The following is a 21,781-nucleotide window of genomic DNA, read 5'->3' as shown; positions in this document are numbered from 1 at the left end:
CATTCAAATCAGGCCGCAATTTCACCCGAGCCGATATTTCTTCAGCTTGTCATGCAGCGTGGTCTTGGCTACGCCGAGCGCCTCGGCGGCGCGCGCGAGACTGTTGCCATTGCGCGCGAGCGCATCCGCGATCAGATTGCGCTCGAAAGCGGCCACCGATTCGGCCAGTGTGGACGCGGACGCGGCGGTGGCGTCGCCAAACGGCGGATAACCGGCTTCAATGCCGAGCACGCAGCGGTCAGCCACATTGCGCAGTTCGCGCACATTGCCCGGCCAGTCGTAAGCGACAAGTCGCGCCAGCCGGGCCGCATCCGGCGCCGGCGCCGGCCGGGCATGCCGTGCCGATGCCTGGAGCAGGAAATGCTCGAACAGCAGCCCGATATCCTCGCGCCGCTCGCGCAGCGGCGGCAGCGGCAGGGTGGCGACATTGAGGCGGTAATACAGATCGGCGCGAAAGCGGCCTTCATCCGACAGCAGCTTCAGGTCGGTCTTGGTTGCGGCTACCACGCGGCAGTCCACCGGGATCGGCGTGTTCGAGCCGAGCCGCTCCAGCGTGCGCTCCTGCAGCACCCGCAACAGCTTGGTCTGCATGGTCAGCGGCATGGCTTCGATCTCATCGAGAAACAGCGTGCCGCCGCTGGCATGCTCGATCTTGCCGATGCGACGCTTGCCGGCGCCGGTATAGGCGCCGGCTTCATGGCCGAAGATTTCGCTGTCGAACAGGGTTTCCGGCAACCCGCCGCAATTGATCGCGACGAAATTGCCGCTGCGTCGCGGCCCGGCTTCATGCAGGCAGCGCGCTACCAATTCCTTGCCGGTGCCGGTTTCCCCTTCGATCAGCACATCGGCGGCGCTGTTAGCCAGGCTCGCCACCAGCTGGCGCACCCGCGCCATCGCCGGCGAGCGGCCGATCAGCCTTTCCTCGAGCTGGCCACGGTTTTCCAGTTGCGCGCGCAGGCTGCGCACTTCGAGCGTGAGACGGCGCTTGTCCAGCGCGCGGCGCACGACTTCGACCAGGTAATCCGGCGAGAACGGTTTTTCGATGAAGTCGTGCGCGCCACTCTTCATCGCGCGCACCGCCAGCGACACATCGCCATGCCCAGTGATCAATACCACCGGCAATTCCGGGTCCACCGCGCGCGCTTCGGCCAGCAGCGCCATGCCATCCATGCCGGGCAGGCGGATGTCCGAGACGATGATGCCCGAGAAGTCGGCGCTAATGCGACGCATCGCGCGTTCGGCGCTGTCGCAGCTCTGCACTTCGATATCCTCGAGCTGCAGCGCCTGTTCGCAGCCGAGGCGCACATGGGCATCGTCCTCGACCAGCAGCACCGCAAGATTCGGCGTTACGTCGCGCATGTGGTCTCGCATATCGGTAGGGTGAGCGTGAATACCGCGCCGCCGTCGGGATGGTTGGCGCCGGCCAGGCTGCCGTTGAAATCGGCGGCGATGCCGGCCGAAATCGCCAGGCCCAGGCCGAGTCCGTTGACGGCGTCCTTGGTGGTGAAAAAGGGTTCGAACAGGTGCGCGGCGGCATCGGCGCTGATGCCCGGGCCGCGGTCGCGCACCCAGATCTCGGCGCGATGCTCGCGCAGGCGCGCGCCTATCTCGAGAAACGGCTCCTGGCTGCCTTCCATCGCGTCCAGCGCATTGCTCACCAGGTTGACCAGGATCTGCTCAAGCCGGTTCGGATCGCACCAGAGTTGTACCGCGTCCTGCGGCAAGTCGATGCAGGGCACGATATGCGCCTGGCGCAGCCGCTGCTCGAGCAGGAACAGCGCATTGTCCAGCGCACGCCGCAGCAGCACGGCGCGCGGCTGGCCGGAAGACTTGCGCGCAAAGGATTTCAGCTGGGCGGTGAGTTGGCCCATGCGATCGACCAGTTCATCGATGCGCTCCAGATTGGCGCTGGCGGTGTCCTGCATGCCGCGTGCCAGGAACTTGCGCGCATTGCCGGACAGCGTGCGCAGCGCGGCCAGCGGCTGGTTCAGCTCATGCGCGATGCCGGCCGCCATCTGCCCGATCACGGCCAGCTTGCCGGCCTGCACCAGTTCATCCTGGGCCGCGCGCAGCGTGCGCTCGGCGGCGGTGCGATCGAGGACTTCGCGCTGCAGCAGCGCATTCGCCGATGACAGATCGGTCGTGCGTTCGACCACCTTGCGCTCCAGTTCATCGTGCGCGCGCTGCAGCGCCGCCTGCGCTGCAAGCCGGTCGCGCAGGTGACGCCGGCGCTGCTCCAGCATGAGGCCGAGCAGGAACAGGAAGGCGGCGCCCACGCCGGCCAGCGCCGCGCGATTTGCCGCCATCGCGCGCAGCTCGCGCTGCGGCGAGAACACGGTGACCTGCCATGGCGTGCCGGGCAGCGGCCGGCTCTGCGCCAGGTACACGCCGGCGCGGGGGAAGGCGGACGGGGCGTGCGCATCCGGGTCGGACAGTCGCACCTGCTGCGCGCCGCCCGCCAGCGTGGCGAGCGTGCGCATGGCAAGCGGCCGCAGCGTGCGCCGGTTGTATTGCAGCGAACGGTCGAGCGCATTGCGCGCGGCTTCATCGAGCGGCCGCAGTGTGGTGAATTTCCATTCGGGCACGGAAGTGAGGATGACCACGCCGTTTTCATCCGAGACCAGCGCCGGCGCTTCGGCCGTGGTCCAGGAATTCTCGAGCTGGTCCAGGCCGACCTTCACCACGGCCACGCCCAGCGTTTGCGCGCCATCGACGAGCGCCGAGGACAGGTAGTAGCCCGGTTCCCCGCGCGTGGTGCCGATGCCGAAGAAGCGGCCGCTGCCCTGGGTCATCGCCTGGCGGAAATACGGTCGGAAAGACAGGTCTTCGCCGATGAAGTTGTCCGGCCGCCGCCAGTTGCTGCTGGCGACGACCCGGCCGGCGCTGTCGAGGATGTAGATCGAGAAGGTGCCGGCGCGCTCGCTGAGGCGTTCGAGATAGCGGTTCACCGCCTCGGCGCGCGTGGCCGACGGCGCTTCGAGCAGGGCCAGCACATCGCGCTCCAGGCCCAGCGTGGTCGGGAAGTACGCGTATTTGTCGATTTCGCGTTCCAGGCTGGCCACGTACAGGTCGAGGCGATGGCGGCCGGTGGCCTCGAGCTCGGCCGTGCCGGCGGTGATGCTGGCACGGTAGGTTGTGACGCCGGCTGCGCCAACTAGGAGGACGAATGCGAACAGGGCGAGAAGGCGGGATCGCTTTTGCTTGGCGGCCATCGGGAACAGGGAGCGTTCGGGTTCCCGAATTATGCCGCCGCTCGGGAATTTCTCGCTCGATGAATCGTTACCCGAACAGGAACCCGCCTGCAAAGGCGCCCGCAGCCACCAGCGGCGGGCGAGCCGGTTCACGCGCGTTGCGCAACGCGTGCGTCTTCATCCTCGTCCGGCACCGCTTCGGCAAGCGAGCCTGCCGGCGCGCCTTCATGGACCGTATCGACGTCGCCTTCCCATTTTGCGACCACGGCAGTGGCAATCGCATTGCCGAGCACGTTCGTCACGGTGCGACCCATGTCGAGGAAATGGTCGACGCCCATGATGATCAGCAGACCGGCTTCGGGCAGGTGGAACATCGGCAATACCGCCGCGACGACGACCAGCGAGGCGCGCGGCACGCCGGCGATGCCCTTGGACGACACCATCAGCACCAGCAGCATCGTGATTTGCTGGCCGAGCGTGAGCGGAATCTGGTAGGCCTGGGCGACGAACAGCGCGGCGAAGGCGGTGTACATCATCGATCCGTCGAGATTGAAGGAATAACCGAGCGGCAGCACGAAGCCGGTGATGCGGTCACGGATGCCGAAGCGCTCCAACTGTTCCATCAGCTTCGGATAGGCAGCTTCGCTGGTCGAGGTGGAAAAGCCGATCAGCATCGGCTCGCGTATCGCTTTCAAGAGGCGGAACATGTCGCGGCCCAGCACACAGAAGCCGGCGCCGATCAGGACCAGCCAGAGCGTGGCCAGGGCAAGGAAGAAGCTGCCCATGTACCTGCCGTAGACAAGCAGAATGCCGAGGCCTTCGGTGGAAATGACCGAGGCGACCGCGGCGAACACGCCCAGCGGCGCAAAGCGCATCACATAGTGGGTGACTTGCAGCATCACATGGCCGATCTCGGCGGTAGTGCCGAGCAGCGTCTGCGCGGCGCTGTTTTTCAGCTTGCCCAGCGCCAGGCCGAAGAAGGTGGCGAAAACCAGGATCTGCAGAATTTCATTGCCGGCCATGGATTCAAAAATGCTCTTCGGGAACACATGGACGATGAAGTCTTTCAGGTTCAGCGCCGAAGTTTTCAGGTTGGTTGCGCTGCCGGGGTCGGGCAGCGGCACGCCAATTGCATCGCCCGGACGCAGCAGGTTCGCCATGATTAATCCAATGATCAGGGAACACAGCGATGCGCAGAAAAACCAGCCGAGCGCCTTGGCGCCGATGCGGCCGACTGCCTTCGCATCGCCCATGCCGCCTAGGCCGGTGACCAGGGTTGCCAGCACCAGCGGCGCGATGATCATCTTGATCAGTCGGAGAAACACGTCGGTGACGATGGAGAAGTAGCCGGCAATCTCTTTCGCGGTGGCCGGATCGGGAGCAAGCACATGGGTTGCGTAGCCAGCGGCGATGCCACACAGCATGGCAACGGCAATCCAGGTGGTGAGTCGGTTCTTTTTCATCGAAACGTCCTTGTGTTCTCAGGCTTCATCATTGGAGGAGTGCCTCGCCGGGTGCGGTCTCCGCGCATTGGGTTGATCGAGGCAGTTCCTCAGTGAGCACGGAGCGTGCCACTGTTCCGCCGAGCCGGATTTTTCCACAAGCCTTTGAAATCACGGGAGTTTGCTATCCGAATTCCTATACGGCCGACCGGATTTCCGTACTGATGTCGACTTGGCGTTCGGAATTCCGAATGAGATAGAGAAGCGGACAAAGCAGAAAGGACGCCGTCGCGTAGAATTTTTCGCGGGAAATATTGCCAGCAGTAAATAAAGGTGGATAATCAGCGTTCACGGATTCGCCCAAGGGCACGGCCGGCACTGTGCGCCGGAGTGTGGGCCGATCCTCTTGGCGCTGCCATCTGACATCGGCGCGAATGGGGGAGAGGGCGGCATCCCGCAATGCCTGGCCATGCTGCGTCATTCATGACGCCGGCGCCGCAAGCTTCATCAGTTCGGGATTCCGGATGCGCCAGTCATCGGTGTTCAGAATCGGAAAACGAATTTGAACATCAGCAGCAGGACCAGCCCGGCAATCAGCACGAATGCAATCAACCCGAGCAAGGTGTCGCTTTTCTTGCGCTTCTCAAAACGCGCATACCTTCGGTCTTCCATAAACCACCAGCCTCTGCGGTGAGATGGAGGAAGACCAGCATTATTCGCAGCACGGCGCTTGGTATTGACACGGCGCAGAGGCGATCCATGGAAAAATCGATGCCGATCGGGCATGGCGCGCCGCTATCACGCGCAGTGGAAAGAGGGGCGAAGAAGCATGAATCTGCTTGGCGGGAATGGCGGAACACTTGCATCCGGCTTTCAATCAGCAGTGGCCAGTTTCGCCTCCTGGACAGGGCCTTGCCGGCGGCGATAGTGCGCGCAAGGTAAAACATTTCTTTCTTTCCTTGCGTACTGAATCGATGTCAATGCCTTCATCCTCTGACGATCTTGTGCAAGAGAATCTAACGCGACAGGCATTCCCGATTAATCTTGGACACGGCTGAAGCCGCGGTGTTAATGATTTCGTAAGTGCATCCCACCTGTTTCAGATACGAGAGCGCCTGGTCGCTCGTGCCGCTGATCGTCCACAGGTGCAGGATGCCACTCATGATGATGGTCACGACCACGGCGTGCAGCAGCAGGATGTCGTGGATCGTGGACAGATGGGACTTCATTGGCTTTCCTCTCGAGTTCGATTATTGGCCCCGTTTGCTGGGGTGCTTCGCTTGACTTCGCCGCCATGCGACGACGGGACCAAGTACACAGCGCGTGTCCATCTCATGCTCGCAACTTGCATCGCCATGTCGGTATGCCGGAATACGCACCGCGAAAATCATCGCGGTTGTGCCTTACCGGCGACTGACGCGACATCATTTGCCTTGCCTTGCTGCCGGAGAACAGAAGTAATGCACCCGCGCTACAAAGCATCTCGCGTGCCCAGGGACTTGCAGTGTGGACAGCGTCCCGTACCGTCGAGTTCATTCGACAAGCTTGTGGAAACACTGTGTATTTCACGTGCGCAATTCCTGTGGAACGATCGCTGGACAGGGCTGTGCACAGGCAGCGCTGACGCATTTTTAACGCGCCAGCATTTTTTGTTTGGAATCAACGCCCTGGCACGGATGCCAAGCCGCTATCAACAGACTTATTCACGGAATTTGTGAACAAGTTTTGCCACCTTTTCAGGCACACCCTGCGCTAATCCGACCCGGACCGCATCGCCGGCGTGCAGATTCGGGATCCATGGCATGAGCAGCTCCACTACGGTATCGGCCTGCACATGCGCCGGCTTGGTCTGCGGATGCGGGTAGTACCAGAGCCCGGCATATCTTTTCCCGGACGCCTCGATCTCGGTTTCCGACAGCAGGAAACGTTCCTCAATGTCGGCGTACCAGCGGAGCAAGCCGTCAAAAATGGGACGACGCGGCACTGGCGCTTTCGGCGCCACATCGATGTTCAGCGTTCCGGGAAAGTAGGGCGACAGATCGATGCCGCGCTCGAGAAAGAACGGCTGTTGCATGCGTATTGTCCCGGCGGGATAGCGGCGATCCGCGCCGCTGCCGCTGGCTACGCCATAGCCGGCGCGCACAATGCCATTGATCCATTCCATGCGGCGATGCTCCCTACCAGGCTGCGACGGCGCCGTCGGTACGTGGTTCGGTGCCGCCGCAGAGCACGCCCTCCTCATTGCGCCAGATGATCTGCCCGCGGCCAAAGCCGATGCGGTTGTTGGACCAGAACACATCGTGGCCGATGTCGGCAAGGCCGCGATACAGGTGCTCGGGCGTGGTGCTTTCGATGTTCACGCGCAAGCCCTTCTCCCATTCCCAGCGCGGCGCATCCAGCGATGCCTGCGCATTGAGCCCGAAGTCGATGCTGTTCATCATCATCTGCACATGGCCCTGCGGCTGCATGAAGGCACCCATCACGCCGAAGGGCCCGATTGGCCTGTCATCCCAGGTCAGAAAGCCCGGAATGATGGTGTGATAAGGCCGCTTGCCGGGGGCGATATGGTTAGCATGCGCAGGGTCGAGCGAGAAATTGTTGCCGCGGTTGTGCAGCGCGATGCCAGTGCCCGGCACGACCATGCCCGAGCCAAAGCCAAGGTAGTTGCTCTGTATGTAGGACACCATGTTGCCCTCGCTGTCCGCGGTGCACAGGTACACGGTGCCGCCGCGCGCTGGAACACCGGGCAAAGGCAGTAGCGCCTCTTCGCCGATCAATGCGCGTCGCTCGTCGGCATACGCATCGGACAGCAGGTCTTCCACCGACATGCGCATGTGCGCCGGATCAGCGATATGCGCCAGTCCGTCGGCAAATGCCAGTTTCATCGCCTCGATCTGTCGGTGCAGGGTGCGCACGGTATCGCGGTCGCTGACGTCGAAACCCTTGAGGATGTTCAACGCGATGAGCGCAACCAGGCCCTGGCCGTTCGGTGGAATTTCCCAGACACGGTAGCCACGGTAGTCCACGCTGATCGGATCGACCCATTGCACCGCGTAGTCGGCGAGGTCCTGCGCCGTCATGTGGCCGCCGCTTTGCTGCAGGAAGGCGGCGATACGCTCAGCGAGATCGCCGCGGTAGAAGCTTTCGGCATCGGTCTGCGCGATCGCTTCGAGGGTGGCCGCATGGGTGTGCGAACGCCAGATCTCCCCGGCGCGCGGCGCACGTTGCGGCGCGAAGGTGTCGAACCAGTGCTGGAAATGCTCGCCCTTGAACGCACCTCGGAACAGTTTGGTCGCCGTCTGCCAAGCGTAGGCAATCGAGGGGGATACCGGAAAGCCTTCGCGCGCATAGTCGATGGCGGCATGCAGCGTCTTCGTCAGTGGGAGCTTGCCGAAGCGCCTGGCCAGCGCCGCCCAGGCTGCCGGCGTGCCGGGAACCGTGACAGAGAGCGGTCCGTACAGTGGAATGGCGTCGCATCCCAGCTTGCGATAGGCGTCGATGCTGGCCGCGCGCGGCGCCGGGCCGCTGGCGTTCAATCCGTGCAGCTTGCCGCCGTGCCAAACCAGCGCGAACGCATCGCCGCCGATACCGTTGGCCGTCGGCTCCACCACAGTCAGCGCGGCGGCGGCAGCAATGGCGGCGTCAATCGCATTGCCACCGGCCTGCAATATCTGCAGCCCGGCTTGCGCCGCCAGCGGTTGCGACGTCGCGACCATGCCACGGCGGGCATAGACCGCGTTACGACGGGAAGGGTAGGGATAGGATTGGGCGTCGAAGAATTTCATGAACGTTTCGCCGGGGAGAAGGGTGCATGCGCCTTGGCGGCACTGCGCGGGAAAGCGCAAACGATAGCACCGCAATAAAAAAGGCGGACATCGAGTCCGCCTTTCTTGCGCCGTATCGGATCAACGATTCTTCACGGCATCCTTCACATCACCTGCAGCCTTCTGCACCTTGCCCTCGGCCTGCTTTGCGACGCCCTTCGCCTGCTGCTTGTTGCTACCAGTCACCTGGCCAGCGGTTTCCTGCGCCTTGCCAGCGATATCCTTGGCTACGCCCTTGATCTGATCTTTGTTCATGATGGCCTCCGAAATGGTTAAGTGGCGGAATCAAGACTAGAGCCAACTCGACAATGCGTGCATCGGACGAAACCGGATTGCAGTGTAGGACAAAGCGCATATTTCAATGCAACGCGCCCATTTAATAGGGGAAATACATTCCTTGAGGAAATCACTTAATTTCTGTTTGGAAAGCGAATTGTTAATCAGCGTATGCAAAAATGCAGCAATTGACTAAATATCTCAACCATTAATGCGCTTTTGCTTTTCGCGCCAGTTTTCCCGTGGGTATAATTCATCCGCTGCTCAATCGGGCACAACAGTAATGGGATTAAGCGAAATGGCAAGCATCGCAAGAACGGAAAATTTGCAAATCATCGATGACGCGGATGAATTGTTCAATGCACATCTCAGCGACGAAGACATCCTGAATGCCTTTCTGAAAGACGGCTGCGACCTTGACGGTACGCCGCTTCTGTTGTGGAACGACGAGCCGGTTCCCCAAGCAAGGCGCCCTGAGCGACTACATTGAGGGCGGATTTCGCCCCTACTCTGTGCCGTTGCTGATGCAATGTAACGGCATTCCCACACTATATTTCCTGACTGAAATACCGAACCAGGCGCTGCCCTTGCGTTCGGTAAATTTTATCTTTCCCATTCGGAATGCATGAAATGCATTCTGTGCGTTCATGCAAGCAGGATAATTTTGGCGACTCAGCCTGCGCGGCAATATTCCCATTTTCTGTATTCTCCTGCCTTTTATTATTCTTCTTTTCGTGTTTGGAAATAAAGTTACTGTGCAGGAAATGCATTTTATGCTCAGCATGATCGGTCTTCTGCTGAAAGTTGCCGGGATTAAGTTTGCATTAATTCATCAATTCCTGGCATGAAAAAGCAACGATTCATTCCGGCGTTTTATCCTCGTTTTCCTCAATCGATGTATCACTGCGCTCGACTCGCATCTGCTTTGCCATATTGAAAAAATTGGCAGTTTTTGCCGAATCATCGTTTTCGCGCGCAGCCAATGCCAGACGAGTGCGCACGCTCGCGCCCGATATGTCGACATAGACGACGCCCTCGGCCCGAATCTGGCTTACCGAGGCGGGGACAATCGAAATGCCGAACTCGGCGGACACCAGACTGACCACGGAGGAAAGCTGCGGCGCCTGCTGGCCCAGCTTCGGTTCGAACCCCGCCGCCCTGCAGGCGCTGACAATTTCATCATGCAGCGTTGGACTGGCCGCGCGCGGAATCAGTACGAAAGATTCATTGGCAAGCGCGGACAAGGCCACGCTTTTTCTTTTTGCCAGCGCATGTTTCAGCGGCAGGACGATCTTCATGCGTTCATCTGAAATCCGGTACAGCGAAATCCCGTTGAAGGCATGCAATCCCGGACGCAGGAAAGCCAAATCGAGCCTGCCTTCCTCGAGAAAATTCAGCAGCTGTGCGGTATTTCCCTCTACGAGACTCAAACCAACGCCGGGATAGGCATTGCGGAATGCGCGTATCAACGCCGGCACCGCCGGGTTGAATGCCGAAGACGCGGTAAAGCCGAGATGGATATGACCGGTCTCGCCGCGGCCAGCGCGCTGCGCATTCAGCACGGCATTGTCGGCATCGTCGAGCAGGCGTTTGGCGTCGGCAAACAGCGCCTGGCCGGACTCAGTGAGCGTGACGCCGTGGCCGGTGCGACGAAACAGCTGCACGCCCATTTCCCGCTCCAGCGCAAGAATCTGCTGACTCAGCGGCGGCTGCCCAATGCCCAGTTTTTCCGCAGCGCGGGTGACATTGCCTTCCTGCGCGACCGCCAGAAAATAGCGAAAGTGGCGAAGTTCCATGTGGTGTTCCCGGTTTGCGTAATTCGCTGCGTTATCTGTTAAAGCTCTTTCAGGCAGAGTTTCAAGATATTGGACAGTATAACGGCATCGTAGGACAATACGCAGTCTCTAAAGAACCCCCGCTGCAAGCACAGCTCGTCGACGCGGCACTCCGGTTCAGCCCTTATCCATCGAAGTGAGGAAGCCCATGTCAGAAGCGGCAAAGAAAAGCCGGCCCCAGTTCAGCAACATTCACGTCACGCAGATCATGAAGTACCGCATGCCGCTGGCGGCGTGGGTATCGATCCTGCACCGCATCAGCGGCGTGCTGATGTTCCTGCTGCTGCCCTTTGTGCTGTACCTGCTCGAGCAGAGCCTGACCTCGGAATCCACCTTCGCCACGCTGCACGGCATCGTCGCTCACCCGATCACCAAGCTCATCATCCTGGCGCTGTCCTGGGCCTACCTGCATCACTTCCTGGCCGGTATCCGCCACCTGTTCATGGACGTGCACATGTTCCTGTCCAAGGATGGCTCGCGCCATTCCGCCTTCAGCGTGCTGGCCGTCAGCCTGGTGCTGACCCTGGTGGTGGCCCTGAAACTGTTTGGAGCGTTCTGACATGGCAATCAGCAAGAACATCGGCGCCAAGCGCCTCGTCGTCGGCGCCCACTACGGCTTTCGCGACTGGCTCGCCCAGCGCGCCACGGCCATCATCATGGGCGTGTACACCATCATCCTGCTGGCGGTGTTCCTGGGCGGACGCAACTTCAGCTATGAAGGCTGGGCCGGCCTGTTCGCCCACGAGTGGTTCAAGATCGCCACCTTCGTCACCTTCGTGGCGCTCGCCTATCACGTCTGGGTCGGCATGCGCGACGTGTGGATGGACTATGTGAAGCCGGTGGTGCTTCGGCTGTTGTTGCAAGTGGCCACGATTGCGTGGCTGATCGGCTGCGCCGGCTATGCCGCGCAGATCCTGTGGAGAATCTGAACGTGGCTGCAATCCAATCTTCCCTTCCTTCGCGCCGCTTCGACGTCATCATCGTCGGCGCCGGCGGCTCCGGCATGCGCGCGTCGCTGCAACTGGCCGAGGCCGGCCTGAACGTCGCGGTGCTGTCCAAGGTATTCCCGACGCGCTCGCACACCGTGGCCGCGCAGGGCGGCGTGGGCGCCTCGCTGGGCAACATGAGCGAGGACAACTGGTACTGGCATATGTTCGACACCGTCAAGGGCGGCGACTACCTCGGCGACCAGGACGCCATCGAATTCATGTGCCGCGAAGCGCCGAAGGTCGTCTACGAGCTCGAGCACTTCGGCATGCCCTTCGACCGCAACCCGGACGGCACCATCTACCAGCGCCCGTTCGGCGGCCATACCGCCAACTTCGGCGAGAAGCCGGTGCAGCGCGCCTGCGCCGCGGCCGACCGCACCGGCCACGCGATGCTGCACACGCTGTACCAGCGCAATGTGCGCGCCAAGACCCATTTCTTCGTCGAGTGGATGGCCATCGACCTGATCCGCGACCAGGACGGCGACGTGCTCGGCGTGGTGGCGCTGGAGATGGAAACCGGCGAAGTGATGATCCTCGAAGCCAAGACCACCGTGTTTGCCACCGGCGGCGCGGGGCGCATCTGGGCCGCATCGACCAATGCCTTCATCAACACCGGCGACGGTATGGGCATGGCCGCGCGCGCCGGGCTCGGCCTGCAGGACATGGAGTTCTGGCAGTTCCACCCGACCGGCGTGGCCGGCGCGGGCGTGCTGATCACCGAAGGCGTGCGCGGCGAAGGCGGCATCCTGATCAACAGCCAGGGCGAGCGCTTCATGGAGCGCTATGCGCCGACGCTGAAGGACCTGGCGCCGCGCGACTTCGTATCGCGCTCGATGGACCAGGAAATCAAGGAAGGCCGCGGCTGCGGTCCGAACAAGGACCATGTGCTCTTGGACCTGCGCCACATCGGCGCGGACACCATCCGCAAGCGCCTGCCGTCGATCCTCGAGATCGGCCACAAGTTCGCCAACGTCGATGCGACCAAGGAACCGATCCCAGTGGTGCCGACGATCCACTACCAGATGGGCGGCATCTCCACCAACATCTATGGCCAGGTGGTCGCGCCGAAGAACGGCAATCCGAACGAAGTCGTCAACGGCCTGTACGCGGTGGGCGAATGCGCCTGCGTGTCGGTGCACGGCGCGAACCGCCTGGGCACGAACTCGCTGCTGGACCTGCTGGTGTTCGGCCGGGCCGCGGGCAACCACATCGTGCACAGCGACCTGAAGAAGCAGCTGCACAAGCCGCTGCCGGCGGACGCGGCCGACCTGGCGCTGCATCGCCTGAACCATCTCGAGACGTCCACTGGCGGCGAGCGGGTGCAGGACGTGGCCAACGCGATCCGCGGCTCGATGCAGCACTTCTGCGGCGTGTTCCGCACCGACGAGCTGCTGCAGCAGGGCGTGAAAGCCATCATGGAACTGGACGAGCGACGCAAGCACGTGTCGTTCAAGGACAAGTCGAAAGTGTTCAACACGGCGCGGGTGGAAGCGCTGGAGCTGGACAACCTGATCGAAACGGCCAAGGCAACGATCATCTCGGCGGCGGCGCGCAAGGAATCGCGCGGCGCGCATGCGCATCGCGACTATGAAAAGCGCGACGACGAGAACTGGATGAAGCACACGCTGTTCTTTTCCGAAGGCAACCGGCTGGAATACAAGCCGGTGAACCAGAAGCCGCTGACGGTGGAGACGTTCAAGCCCAAGGCCCGCACATTCTGAGAGACCCCGCAAAATGGCACGCACTCTGAAATTCAAGATATACCGCTACGACCCGGACAAGGACGCCAAGCCGTACATGCAGGACTACACGGTGGAGCTCAAGGACACCGACAAGATGCTGCTGGACGCGCTGCAGCGCATCAAGGCCGACGTGGACGATTCGCTGGCGCTGCGCCGCTCCTGCCGTGAAGGCGTGTGCGGCTCGGACGCGATGAACATCAACGGCAAGAACGGTCTGGCCTGCACCACGAACCTGAACGAGCTGAGCCAGCCGATCGTGCTGCGGCCGCTGCCGGGGCTGCCGGTGATCCGCGACCTGATCGTGGACATGACGAACTTCTTCAAGCAGTACCACTCGATCAAGCCGTACCTGGTGAACAATTCGATCCCGCCGGAGAAGGAGCGCATCCAGTACCCGGCCGAGCGCGAGGAGCTCGACGGCCTGTACGAATGCATCCTGTGCGCGTGCTGCTCGACGTCGTGCCCGTCGTTCTGGTGGAACCCGGACAAGTTCGTCGGCCCGGCCGGTCTGCTGCAGGCGTACCGCTTCATTGCGGACAGCCGCGACGAAGCGACCAACGAGCGCCTGGACAACCTGGAAGACCCATACCGGCTGTTTCGCTGCCATTCGATCATGAACTGCGTGGACGTGTGCCCGAAGGGCCTGAGCCCGAACGCAGCCATTGGCCGGATCAAGGAGCTTCTGGTCCGTCGCGCGGTGTAAACGCGCTTTCCCGGCAGGAATGCCGGTTCGAAACAAGAGGGGCCGGGTGTGCATTGCATCCCGGCCCCTTTGCCTTCCATGCTCACGCGCTTTAACGGGCGTTAGCCTTTTCGCCTTTGCGACGCAGGAAAATCCATGCCAGCACGGCCACCATCAGCAATACGAGCACACGCCAGGCGACATCGGCGTCAATGTGTTGCTGCAGATAAGCCAGGCCGCGGCCAAATCCATAGCCGCTGGCAGTGACGCACAGCGCCCAGCCGAATGCGCCGATCAGGTTGAGGATCAGGAAGCGCAACCATGGCACATTGCTCATGCCAACCGCCAATGCGCCGGCAATGCGCAAGCCATACAGGAATTGCAACGCCAGAATCAGCGGCAGGTGATAGCGCTCGAGCAGCGCGTTGACGCGACGGGTCCGCACCTCCAGTGCTGGGCGCCGTTGCAGCAGCGCCGGTCCGTAGCGCCGTCCCAATGCGAAGTAAAGCTGATTGCCGAAGAAGCTTGCGACTGCGCCAACCAGAACCACGTTCGGCAATACCAGATAACCGCTCCATGCAGCGGCGCCGGCGACGAGAAGAATCGCTTCCCCTTCAAGAAAGGCGCCGAGGGCGACTGCGAAGTATCCGTAATGCTGAAGCAGGCTTGGTATATCCATGCACATTTCCACGCTGAGAGATGATCCGGGGAATGCCTGCTGGAATAATTTTCCGGCAGTTGCAGGCATCGGGAGTTCGGGTGGCGACACTTCACGCTTCTTGAAAGTCGGTGTGGCGCGCCTGGATTGCGAAACGGATTGCCTTAAGGGAAGGCTCATGCCGTGACGTATGTTGCTTCATGTTTCGACTCCGTATGACTAATACCTGTCGTGCTTGGTTCCTTGCAACCAGGATTGCATACGCACAAGGTTTTCAAGATTGCCGTGGCATGGTTCAATTTGCGTTCCCCGCTATCGGAGTTTCCATGAGTATCCATCGCATCGCGTCCCTTCTATTTGCATCCGCCGTGCTGTTCACCGCATCCTTTCAGGTCGGCGCCACCCCGGTGGCGCACGTGAGTCAGAAGACGACGATCACCGATGCCGGAACTGCGCTGCAGGCCATGCCTCCGCGCGAAGAAGCTGCGGAGGATCGTGCTGAAATCGCGCTGCGTACCCGTACGGAAAATGCCGAGCATCGCTATGCGCTGGCGTTGAAACGCTGCGGCGCACCGGCAAACCCGCCGCAAGGCGCATGCGCCGACACTGCACGAGGCACATACCGGAAGGAAATGGACGAGGCGCGCTCGGCCTACGCAATCTCGCATCAGCGTGCATTGATGCTGGGTGGAAGCATGCAGTAAGCGACGAGCGACGCCGCTCGGGCGCGGCGACCATCCATGGCGACCCATGGATGGTCGCCGTTCACGTATACGCATGAGCGAAATATGGCGTGACAGGGCATTCTCGTGTTCGCAACAGAGCCAGATAGCTCGCTTGCAAGGCGCGCTGCGCAGCGATGTCGTTTGGCACCGATCAGGTTCGTTACCACCTTGACGACACGCTGCCTCGTCGAGTGTCACGACTGTGTTCTTCATCTGGATCGATTCATCAAGCGATCGTCAGAGGCGGACTGCTACCAACTGTTCAGCGCGGTCTCCAGCCGCATGCACGAACACCATCGCGTCCCGTAATCTCCATACCTCCATGCGCTGCACGAGCTATGCGACCGGCAGCCGCAATTTTCTGCGCCGGCTGTCCTTTAATCTCCGTGTCGGCAACCACGACTGGCCTGCGAAGAACTTGTCCCTGCTTGCCATCGTCGAAGGCAAGTGGCGCGCGCCTCGATGCGCAAGCGCAGGAAAGAGTGTCGCCGCAGCGGGATCGGGAATTGCACACAGCCTCGAACCGGGGCGCCCGCGCACCGCCTGCTGCAACTCCTCCGGTGCGATTCGAAGCATCGAAGCATCGAAGCATCGAAGCATCGAAGCATCGAAGCATCGAAGCAATTGACGACTGACCTGAACAGTTCAGGAAGGAAGATCAATGGGGGGTTGACGCGAAGGAAAGTCGCAGAGGCAGCACTTGATGTGGCACATCGTGAAAAGCTCGTGCATAATACGGTGTCTCTCTTATGTCTTATATAAGACATGGTGACGTGGCAACACCGGGCGCCGCAGTCGTGGACAGATTGCAGCCGATTCCGCATGGCGCTGCCCGCGTCTACGACGATCCATACACCACGCTTGGCCATCAGGCCGGGACGTTAAAGAGCCAGGCGTTTTGCGCAGGCCCCAACCGGCCGTTTTTTGTGATGCGAACCCCAAGAGGCTTCGCCAGAACCGAGGAAATAGCGAATGAGCAGCGATCCGACCATCATCTACACGCTTACCGACGAGGCGCCTCTGCTGGCGACCTATGCCTTCCTGCCCGTCGTGAGCAGCTTCGCCAGCACCGCGGGCGTTCACGTCGAGCAGAGCGACATCTCGGTCGCCGCGCGCATCCTGGCGAACTTCGCCGAGTACCTGACGCCTGAGCAGCGCGTGCCCGACGCTCTTGCCGAACTCGGCAAGAAAACCCTCGAGCCGGACGCGAACATCATCAAGCTGCCCAATATCAGCGCCTCGATGCCGCAGCTGCTGGCGGCGATCAAGGAATTGCAGGGCAAGGGCTACAAGATTCCCGACTATCCGGCCGATCCGAAGACCGAAGAAGAAAAGACGATCAAGGCTCGCTACGGCAAGTGCATCGGCTCTGCAGTGAACCCGGTCCTGCGCGAAGGCAACTCGGACCGCCGCGCCCCGCGCGCCGTGAAGGAATATGCGCGCAAGAACCCGCACTCGATGGGTGAATGGTCGCAGGCCTCGCGCACCCATGTGTCGCACATGCATGCCGGCGACTTCTACCATGGCGAGAAGTCGATGACGCTGGACCGCGCGCGCGACGTGAAGATGGAGCTCGTCACCAAGAGCGGCAAGACCGTGGTGCTGAAACCCAAGGTCGCGCTGCAGGAAGGCGAGATCATCGATTCGATGTTCATGAGCGTCAAGGCGCTGTGCGACTTCTATGAGCGCCAGATCGAAGACGCGCGCAAGTCCGGCGTGATGTTCTCCCTGCATGTGAAGGCAACGATGATGAAGGTGTCGCATCCGATCGTCTTCGGTCACTGCGTGCGCATCTTCTATCGTGAAGCGCTGGAAAAGCATGCCGCGGTGCTGGAGAGCCTGGGCGTGAACCTGAACAATGGCATGGTCGATCTCTACAACAAGATCGCCACGCTGCCGGATTCGCAGCGCGAGGTAATCACGCGCGACATCCACGCCTGCCACGAGCATCGCCCGGAACTGGCAATGGTTGATTCGGCCAAGGGCATCACCAACTTCCATTCGCCCAGCGACGTGATCGTCGACGCGTCGATGCCGGCGATGATCCGCGCCGGCGGCAAGATGTACGGCGCCGACGGCCGCCTGAAGGAAGTCAAGGCCGTGATCCCTGAGAGCACCTTTGCGCGCATCTACCAGGAGATGATCAACTTCTGCAAATGGCACGGCAACTTCGACCCGCGCACGATGGGCACCGTGCCCAACGTCGGCCTGATGGCGCAGCAGGCCGAGGAATACGGCTCGCATGACAAGACCTTCGAGATTCCCGAAGACGGCGTAGCCAACATCACCGACATCGCGACCGGCGAAGTGCTGCTGTCGCAGAACGTCGAGAAGGGCGACCTCTGGCGCATGTGCCAGGTCAAGGACGCGCCGATCCGCGACTGGGTCAAGCTCGCCGTCACCCGCTGCCGCAATTCGGGCATGCCGGCCGTGTTCTGGCTGGACCCGTACCGTCCGCATGAAAACGAGCTGATCAAGAAAGTCAGGACCTACCTGAAGGATCACGACACCACCGGCCTGGACATCCAGATCATGTCGCAGGTGCGCGCGATGCGTTACACGCTCGAGCGCGTGATGCGCGGCCTGGACACGATCTCGGTCACCGGCAATATCCTGCGCGACTACCTTACCGACCTGTTCCCGATCATGGAACTGGGCACCAGCGCGAAGATGCTGTCCATCGTGCCCCTGATGGCCGGCGGCGGCATGTACGAAACCGGCGCGGGCGGCTCGGCGCCGAAGCATGTGCAGCAGCTGGTCGAGGAAAACCACCTGCGCTGGGATTCGCTGGGCGAGTTCCTGGCGCTGGCGGTGAGCCTGGAAGAGCTGGGCATCAAGACCGGCAACGAGCGTGCGAAGCTCCTGGCCAAGACCCTGGATACGGCTACCGGCAAGCTGCTGGATAACCGCAAGTCGCCGTCGCCGAAGACCGGTGAGCTCGACAATCGCGGCAGCCAGTTCTATCTGACGATGTACTGGGCGCAGGAACTGGCCGCGCAGCAGCAGGACGCTGAGCTGGCCAAGCGCTTCGCGCCGCTGGCCAAGGCGCTGGCCGAGAACGAACAGAAGATCGTTGCCGAGTTGCTGGAAGTGCAGGGCAAGCCGGCCGACATCGGCGGCTACTACAAGCCGGAAGAAGCGAAGGTTAGCGCAGTGATGCGGCCTAGCGCGACCTTCAACGCGGCGCTGCAAGGCCTGGCTGCCTGAAGCGCTTGCAGAGATGCACGGGCCGGCATTCCTTCGGGATGCCGGCTTTTTTCATGTCTGCGCCACGATGCACAGCGTGAATGGTCCACTGCCGTTGCCGACATCTTCTTCCAGCCAGGCAGGGCGCCTTTTTAGGCAGAGTATTTGCTCCGGCTTGGGGCCTGACACGAATGCCTCAACGCGCCGAGGCCGGCAACCCGAAGATACGGTCGAAGCTCCAGTTGAAGACGAAGGTATAGACCAGAAACAGGCCGGACAAGCCGATGTTCATCGCCAGCGCGCGCGCGAAATCGATCTCCAGCCACCAGGCCGACAGCGGCACCAGCAGGATCAGCAGGCCCGCTTCGAAGCCGGTCGCATGCGCCATGCGGCGCCTGATGCTTCTGCCGCGCGTGGTCTGGCGCGCTTCCCAGGCTTCGAACATGGTGGTAAAGGCGAGGTTCCACAGCACGGCGATCGCCGAGGTCGCCACCGACAGCGCGCCGGCATGGCCCAGGCTTTTGCTGGACAACAGCGCAAAACAGACAGTGCATATCGAGATGGCAATCGCTTCAAAAACAATGACATAAAGCGCGCGACGCTTGAAACCCTGCATGACTCCTCCTTCGTTGGCGGTCGGCATTATAGGCGTTTGCCTCCACCCGGGTGCGCCATGGTCGGGATGCCGGCGCCTGACGGTTCAGCAATTTGTCAGTTCAGCGCGGCATGATGCGCATCGCGGCGCGCCGGCTAGAGGCGCTAGAAATGGCACGTGTGGATTTGGTTACCGATTAGCCAAGGGCCGGAATTAGCTCCGGCCGCCGCAAGAATTTCCCACTGAAGGCGTATCGCTCTGCCGGCTGGACGGTGCGTAGCGACCATGCATGTTGCATGCAGAGGCTGTCGAACTGCGAAATCGCTCTAAAATGGCGAACCGTCCGGACCGGGCGGACCTTTCGCACCGAGCAACGCGGAAGCCGACTGGTCCGCATCTCGCTGTCGCCTTTGCCCCGGGAACACCATGAGCTACGATCCGCAAAATCCCTTCGCCCGCATCCTGCGCGGTGAGCTTCCTTCGATCCGCGTGTATGAAGACGACCTGACCGTCGCGATCATGGACATCATGCCGCAGGCCGAAGGCCATGTGCTGATCATGCCGAAGGAGCCGGCAGTCGAAATCTTCGAGCTGTCGGTCGAGGGCGCCGCGGCCTGCATGCGCACCACGCACCGCGTGGCTCGTGCAGTGAAGGCGGCTCTGAATCCGCCGGGCGTCCTGATCGCCCAGTTCAATGGCCGCGCGGCGGGGCAAACGGTGCCGCATGTGCATTTCCACGTCATACCGCGGCGCGAGGGCGATGCGTTGAAGCCGCATGCTGCGGTACAGGCGGATCCGGCTCAGCTGCGCGAAATCGCCGACCGGATCATCGCCGCGCTGCCCAGGGACATCGGCTGATCGAAAAGCCACCGCGCATCCCGACTGCGCCGCATACCGCCTTTCGCCTTTCGCCATTCGTCACACCAGCATGCTCGCAAGACTGAACCGCCTTTTTGGACGGGGACAGGTTGTCTCCGTCGCCATCATCATTGCCATCGCGTTGGGCTTGGGCACGACTGTCGTCATGCTCACCAACTTCGGCGCACCGAACCACATCGTCATCACCAGCGGGCCCAAGGGCAGTTCATTCGCGCGCTATGCCGAGCGCTACCGGCAGATCCTGGCGCGGGAAGGCGTTGCCGTCGACATCCTTCCATCTGAAGGTTCGAGCGATAACCTGCTCAAGCTGTCCGATCCGAATGTCCGCGTCGATGTCGGCTTCGTGCTCAGCGGCGAGGCGGGCAAGCAGGATGTGTCCAAGTCCGCTACTGGCAAGCTGATGTCGCTGGGCAGCATCAATTACCAGCCGCTGATGATCTTCTACCGTGGTGCGACCAGGGAGTTGATCGCCGATTTCCGCGGGCTGCGCCTGGACATCGGCGAGGAGGGCAGCGGCGCGCATGCGCTGGCGCTCGCACTGCTGAAAGCCAATGGCATCGAGGACGATGGCACACGCTTCGTCAAGGTTGCCGATGGCGACGAATTGCGTGCGCTGCAGGAAAACCGCGTCGACGCGATCTTCGTCATGGGTGAATCGACCTCCGGCGACATGATGCGCACGCTGCTGCGCGCGCCGGACATTCATCTGTTCAATGTGCGGCAGGCTGATGCCTATGTCCGGCGCTTCAATAACCTGAACAAGCTGAGCCTGCCCGAAGGTACGCTCGACTTCGGCAGAAACATCCCGGCCGAGAGCACCACATTGATCGGGCCGACCGTCGAGCTGGTCGCACGCGACAACCTGCATCCCGCGCTGTCGGATCTGCTCCTCGAGGCGGCGCGAGAGTTGCATGGCGGCGCCAGTCTCTTCAGAAAGCGCGGCGAATTTCCGGCGCCGCAGGAGCATGCCTTCCGCATCAGTCCGGATGCCAGTCGCTATTACGCCTCGGGAAAGAGCTTCCTCTACCGCAGCTTTCCTTATGGCGTGGCCAGCCTGATCGCGCGGATCATCGCTTTCGTCGTGCCTTTCGCCCTGGTGCTGATTCCGGCATTGAAGATGGCGCCAGCCATCTATCGCTGGCGCATGGAGTCGCGCATACACCGCTGGTACCGCGCGCTGCTCGAACTGGAGCGCGATGCCTTCCATCCTTCGTCTGATCCGAAGGCGCGTGAAGAGGTGTTGCGGCAGCTGGATCATATTGAAGAGTCGGTGTCGCGCATCAATGTGCCGGCCGCGTTCGGCGATCTGTTCTACGGCCTGCGTGGCCATATCTGCTTTGTGCGCAATCTCATGCTTTCCCATACCTCCAGCGGATCGGGCGAAACGACGCCTTGATCACAAATGGCGCCTACATCTGCGGGGCGCTCTTGCGCATGCATGCGACAGACAAGCGGTGCGGCCTTGAAACCTCCCGGCGGTACATTGGTTTTGCGCGGCAACAAATATCCTCGTGCAATACCGTACGCATGAAACGTACAAGGTCTGCGGCGCGGGAGCGAACAAAGCGTGATCGTCGCCGCTAGCTTTGACGAAACGCGTGCATCCGTCTATTTGCAAGGAAATCCTGCACCAGTTTTGTAACAATGTTCCCGAAGAGCAGGCAGTCGGCGGCAAGCCAACTTCTGCCCTGGGGAACGGTTGGCCCGCAGCGGGCGGCCGCGGCAGTTCCGGTCAACGATTCTTTTCATTCGTCCGT

General features: G+C 61.6%; 20 protein-coding genes. 9 read left to right on the top strand and 11 right to left on the bottom strand.

The genetic code is table 11. From position 1 onward, the window contains the following. Positions 1-21 precede the first annotated feature (21 nt). The 8 genes from JJB74_RS12480 to JJB74_RS12445 form a co-directional block, all read right to left on the bottom strand. Complete coding sequence (locus JJB74_RS12480; protein WP_200592190.1) at positions 22-1,359, bottom strand: sigma-54-dependent transcriptional regulator; 1,338 nt, start codon at positions 1,357-1,359, stop codon at positions 22-24. After that, on the bottom strand, positions 1,347-3,212 hold the full coding sequence (locus JJB74_RS12475) for a sensor histidine kinase (protein ID WP_200592329.1): 1,866 nt from the start codon (positions 3,210-3,212) through the stop codon (positions 1,347-1,349). Before JJB74_RS12475 ends, JJB74_RS12480 begins: the two co-directional genes overlap by 13 nt. Before the next feature lie 128 nt (positions 3,213-3,340). Further along, complete coding sequence (locus JJB74_RS12470; protein WP_200592189.1) at positions 3,341-4,654, bottom strand: dicarboxylate/amino acid:cation symporter; 1,314 nt, start codon at positions 4,652-4,654, stop codon at positions 3,341-3,343. A 587-nt stretch (positions 4,655-5,241) separates the two neighbouring features. After that, a complete protein-coding gene (locus tag JJB74_RS12465; protein WP_200592188.1) occupies positions 5,242-5,580 on the bottom strand; it encodes a hypothetical protein in 339 nt (112 codons plus the stop codon). 69 nt (positions 5,581-5,649) lie between these two features. After that, a complete protein-coding gene (locus tag JJB74_RS12460) occupies positions 5,650-5,862 on the bottom strand; it encodes a hypothetical protein (RefSeq protein WP_200592187.1) in 213 nt (70 codons plus the stop codon). A 470-nt stretch (positions 5,863-6,332) separates the two neighbouring features. Beyond that, positions 6,333-6,797, bottom strand: a complete 465-nt coding sequence (locus JJB74_RS12455) for a hypothetical protein (RefSeq protein WP_200592186.1) — start codon at positions 6,795-6,797, stop codon at positions 6,333-6,335. A 13-nt stretch (positions 6,798-6,810) separates the two neighbouring features. Then, the gene (locus tag JJB74_RS12450) at positions 6,811-8,418 is read right to left on the bottom strand and encodes a gamma-glutamyltransferase family protein (RefSeq protein WP_200592185.1); all 1,608 of its coding nucleotides are present in this window, start codon (positions 8,416-8,418) and stop codon (positions 6,811-6,813) included. A 120-nt stretch (positions 8,419-8,538) separates the two neighbouring features. Then, positions 8,539-8,712, bottom strand: coding sequence for a CsbD family protein (locus JJB74_RS12445; protein WP_200592184.1), 174 nt, complete (start codon positions 8,710-8,712; stop codon positions 8,539-8,541). Positions 8,713-9,031: 319 nt separating this feature from the next. Here JJB74_RS12445 and JJB74_RS12440 point away from each other — a divergent pair, with 319 nt between their 5' ends. Further along, positions 9,032-9,223, top strand: coding sequence for a hypothetical protein (locus JJB74_RS12440; RefSeq protein ID WP_200592183.1), 192 nt, complete (start codon positions 9,032-9,034; stop codon positions 9,221-9,223). A gap of 370 nt (positions 9,224-9,593) precedes the next feature. Here JJB74_RS12440 and JJB74_RS12435 read toward each other — a convergent pair whose 3' ends face one another. After that, the gene (locus JJB74_RS12435; RefSeq protein ID WP_200592182.1) at positions 9,594-10,529 is read right to left on the bottom strand and encodes a LysR family transcriptional regulator; all 936 of its coding nucleotides are present in this window, start codon (positions 10,527-10,529) and stop codon (positions 9,594-9,596) included. A gap of 187 nt (positions 10,530-10,716) precedes the next feature. Here JJB74_RS12435 and sdhC point away from each other — a divergent pair, with 187 nt between their 5' ends. The 4 genes from sdhC to JJB74_RS12415 are packed head-to-tail and all read left to right on the top strand — an operon-like array spanning position 10,717 to position 14,002. Then, complete coding sequence (gene sdhC, locus JJB74_RS12430; protein WP_200591178.1) at positions 10,717-11,127, top strand: succinate dehydrogenase, cytochrome b556 subunit; 411 nt, start codon at positions 10,717-10,719, stop codon at positions 11,125-11,127. Between the two features lies 1 nt (position 11,128). Beyond that, positions 11,129-11,497 (top strand): succinate dehydrogenase, hydrophobic membrane anchor protein, encoded by a 369-nt coding sequence (gene sdhD, locus JJB74_RS12425; protein WP_200592181.1) that lies wholly within the window; start codon positions 11,129-11,131, stop codon positions 11,495-11,497. Positions 11,498-11,499: 2 nt separating this feature from the next. Continuing rightward, entirely contained in the window at positions 11,500-13,278 is a 1,779-nt protein-coding gene (gene sdhA / locus JJB74_RS12420) for a succinate dehydrogenase flavoprotein subunit (RefSeq protein ID WP_200592180.1), read from the top strand. Positions 13,279-13,291: 13 nt separating this feature from the next. Beyond that, complete coding sequence (locus JJB74_RS12415) at positions 13,292-14,002, top strand: succinate dehydrogenase iron-sulfur subunit (RefSeq protein WP_200591181.1); 711 nt, start codon at positions 13,292-13,294, stop codon at positions 14,000-14,002. 91 nt (positions 14,003-14,093) lie between these two features. Here the strand turns inward: JJB74_RS12415 and JJB74_RS12410 are convergent, their stop codons facing one another. Further along, on the bottom strand, positions 14,094-14,660 hold the full coding sequence (locus tag JJB74_RS12410; RefSeq protein ID WP_200592179.1) for a DedA family protein: 567 nt from the start codon (positions 14,658-14,660) through the stop codon (positions 14,094-14,096). A 305-nt stretch (positions 14,661-14,965) separates the two neighbouring features. On the opposite strand from JJB74_RS12410, the gene JJB74_RS12405 reads away from it, so the two are divergent. Together JJB74_RS12405 and JJB74_RS12400 are read left to right on the top strand one after the other, a co-directional pair. After that, positions 14,966-15,343: a hypothetical protein gene (locus tag JJB74_RS12405; RefSeq protein ID WP_200592178.1), complete on the top strand. Its 378-nt coding sequence runs from the start codon at positions 14,966-14,968 to the stop codon at positions 15,341-15,343. A gap of 993 nt (positions 15,344-16,336) precedes the next feature. After that, on the top strand, positions 16,337-18,571 hold the full coding sequence (locus JJB74_RS12400) for an NADP-dependent isocitrate dehydrogenase (RefSeq protein WP_200592177.1): 2,235 nt from the start codon (positions 16,337-16,339) through the stop codon (positions 18,569-18,571). Positions 18,572-18,746: 175 nt separating this feature from the next. Here the strand turns inward: JJB74_RS12400 and JJB74_RS12395 are convergent, their stop codons facing one another. Beyond that, a complete protein-coding gene (locus tag JJB74_RS12395) occupies positions 18,747-19,166 on the bottom strand; it encodes a PACE efflux transporter (RefSeq protein ID WP_200592176.1) in 420 nt (139 codons plus the stop codon). 405 nt (positions 19,167-19,571) lie between these two features. Between JJB74_RS12395 and JJB74_RS12390 the strand changes: the two genes are divergently transcribed. Together JJB74_RS12390 and JJB74_RS12385 are read left to right on the top strand one after the other, a co-directional pair. After that, on the top strand, positions 19,572-20,003 hold the full coding sequence (locus JJB74_RS12390; RefSeq protein WP_200592175.1) for an HIT family protein: 432 nt from the start codon (positions 19,572-19,574) through the stop codon (positions 20,001-20,003). Between the two features lie 166 nt (positions 20,004-20,169). Then, the gene (locus JJB74_RS12385) at positions 20,170-21,420 is read left to right on the top strand and encodes a TAXI family TRAP transporter solute-binding subunit (protein WP_234484134.1); all 1,251 of its coding nucleotides are present in this window, start codon (positions 20,170-20,172) and stop codon (positions 21,418-21,420) included. Positions 21,421-21,781 lie beyond the last annotated feature (361 nt).

It is taken from the genome of Noviherbaspirillum pedocola, from assembly GCF_016632335.1.
Classification (GTDB): Bacteria; Pseudomonadota; Gammaproteobacteria; order Burkholderiales; family Burkholderiaceae_D; genus Noviherbaspirillum_A; species Noviherbaspirillum_A pedocola.
The sequence above is the reverse complement of the archived record's forward strand: the minus strand, read 5'-3'. Positions and strand labels throughout refer to the sequence as shown.

Coding starts and splice junctions, on each gene's coding strand:
- JJB74_RS12480 (WP_200592190.1), bottom strand. CDS start 1,359: ATGCGCGACGTAACGCCGAATCTTGCGGTGCTGCTGGTCGAGGACGAT.
- JJB74_RS12475 (WP_200592329.1), bottom strand. CDS start 3,212: ATGGCCGCCAAGCAAAAGCGATCCCGCCTTCTCGCCCTGTTCGCATTC.
- JJB74_RS12470 (WP_200592189.1), bottom strand. CDS start 4,654: ATGAAAAAGAACCGACTCACCACCTGGATTGCCGTTGCCATGCTGTGT.
- JJB74_RS12465 (WP_200592188.1), bottom strand. CDS start 5,580: ATGTTTTACCTTGCGCGCACTATCGCCGCCGGCAAGGCCCTGTCCAGG.
- JJB74_RS12460 (WP_200592187.1), bottom strand. CDS start 5,862: ATGAAGTCCCATCTGTCCACGATCCACGACATCCTGCTGCTGCACGCC.
- JJB74_RS12455 (WP_200592186.1), bottom strand. CDS start 6,797: ATGGAATGGATCAATGGCATTGTGCGCGCCGGCTATGGCGTAGCCAGC.
- JJB74_RS12450 (WP_200592185.1), bottom strand. CDS start 8,418: ATGAAATTCTTCGACGCCCAATCCTATCCCTACCCTTCCCGTCGTAAC.
- JJB74_RS12445 (WP_200592184.1), bottom strand. CDS start 8,712: ATGAACAAAGATCAGATCAAGGGCGTAGCCAAGGATATCGCTGGCAAG.
- JJB74_RS12440 (WP_200592183.1), top strand. CDS start 9,032: ATGGCAAGCATCGCAAGAACGGAAAATTTGCAAATCATCGATGACGCG.
- JJB74_RS12435 (WP_200592182.1), bottom strand. CDS start 10,529: ATGGAACTTCGCCACTTTCGCTATTTTCTGGCGGTCGCGCAGGAAGGC.
- sdhC (WP_200591178.1), top strand. CDS start 10,717: ATGTCAGAAGCGGCAAAGAAAAGCCGGCCCCAGTTCAGCAACATTCAC.
- sdhD (WP_200592181.1), top strand. CDS start 11,129: ATGGCAATCAGCAAGAACATCGGCGCCAAGCGCCTCGTCGTCGGCGCC.
- JJB74_RS12415 (WP_200591181.1), top strand. CDS start 13,292: ATGGCACGCACTCTGAAATTCAAGATATACCGCTACGACCCGGACAAG.
- JJB74_RS12410 (WP_200592179.1), bottom strand. CDS start 14,660: ATGGATATACCAAGCCTGCTTCAGCATTACGGATACTTCGCAGTCGCC.
- JJB74_RS12405 (WP_200592178.1), top strand. CDS start 14,966: ATGAGTATCCATCGCATCGCGTCCCTTCTATTTGCATCCGCCGTGCTG.
- JJB74_RS12400 (WP_200592177.1), top strand. CDS start 16,337: ATGAGCAGCGATCCGACCATCATCTACACGCTTACCGACGAGGCGCCT.
- JJB74_RS12395 (WP_200592176.1), bottom strand. CDS start 19,166: ATGCAGGGTTTCAAGCGTCGCGCGCTTTATGTCATTGTTTTTGAAGCG.
- JJB74_RS12390 (WP_200592175.1), top strand. CDS start 19,572: ATGAGCTACGATCCGCAAAATCCCTTCGCCCGCATCCTGCGCGGTGAG.
- JJB74_RS12385 (WP_234484134.1), top strand. CDS start 20,170: ATGCTCACCAACTTCGGCGCACCGAACCACATCGTCATCACCAGCGGG.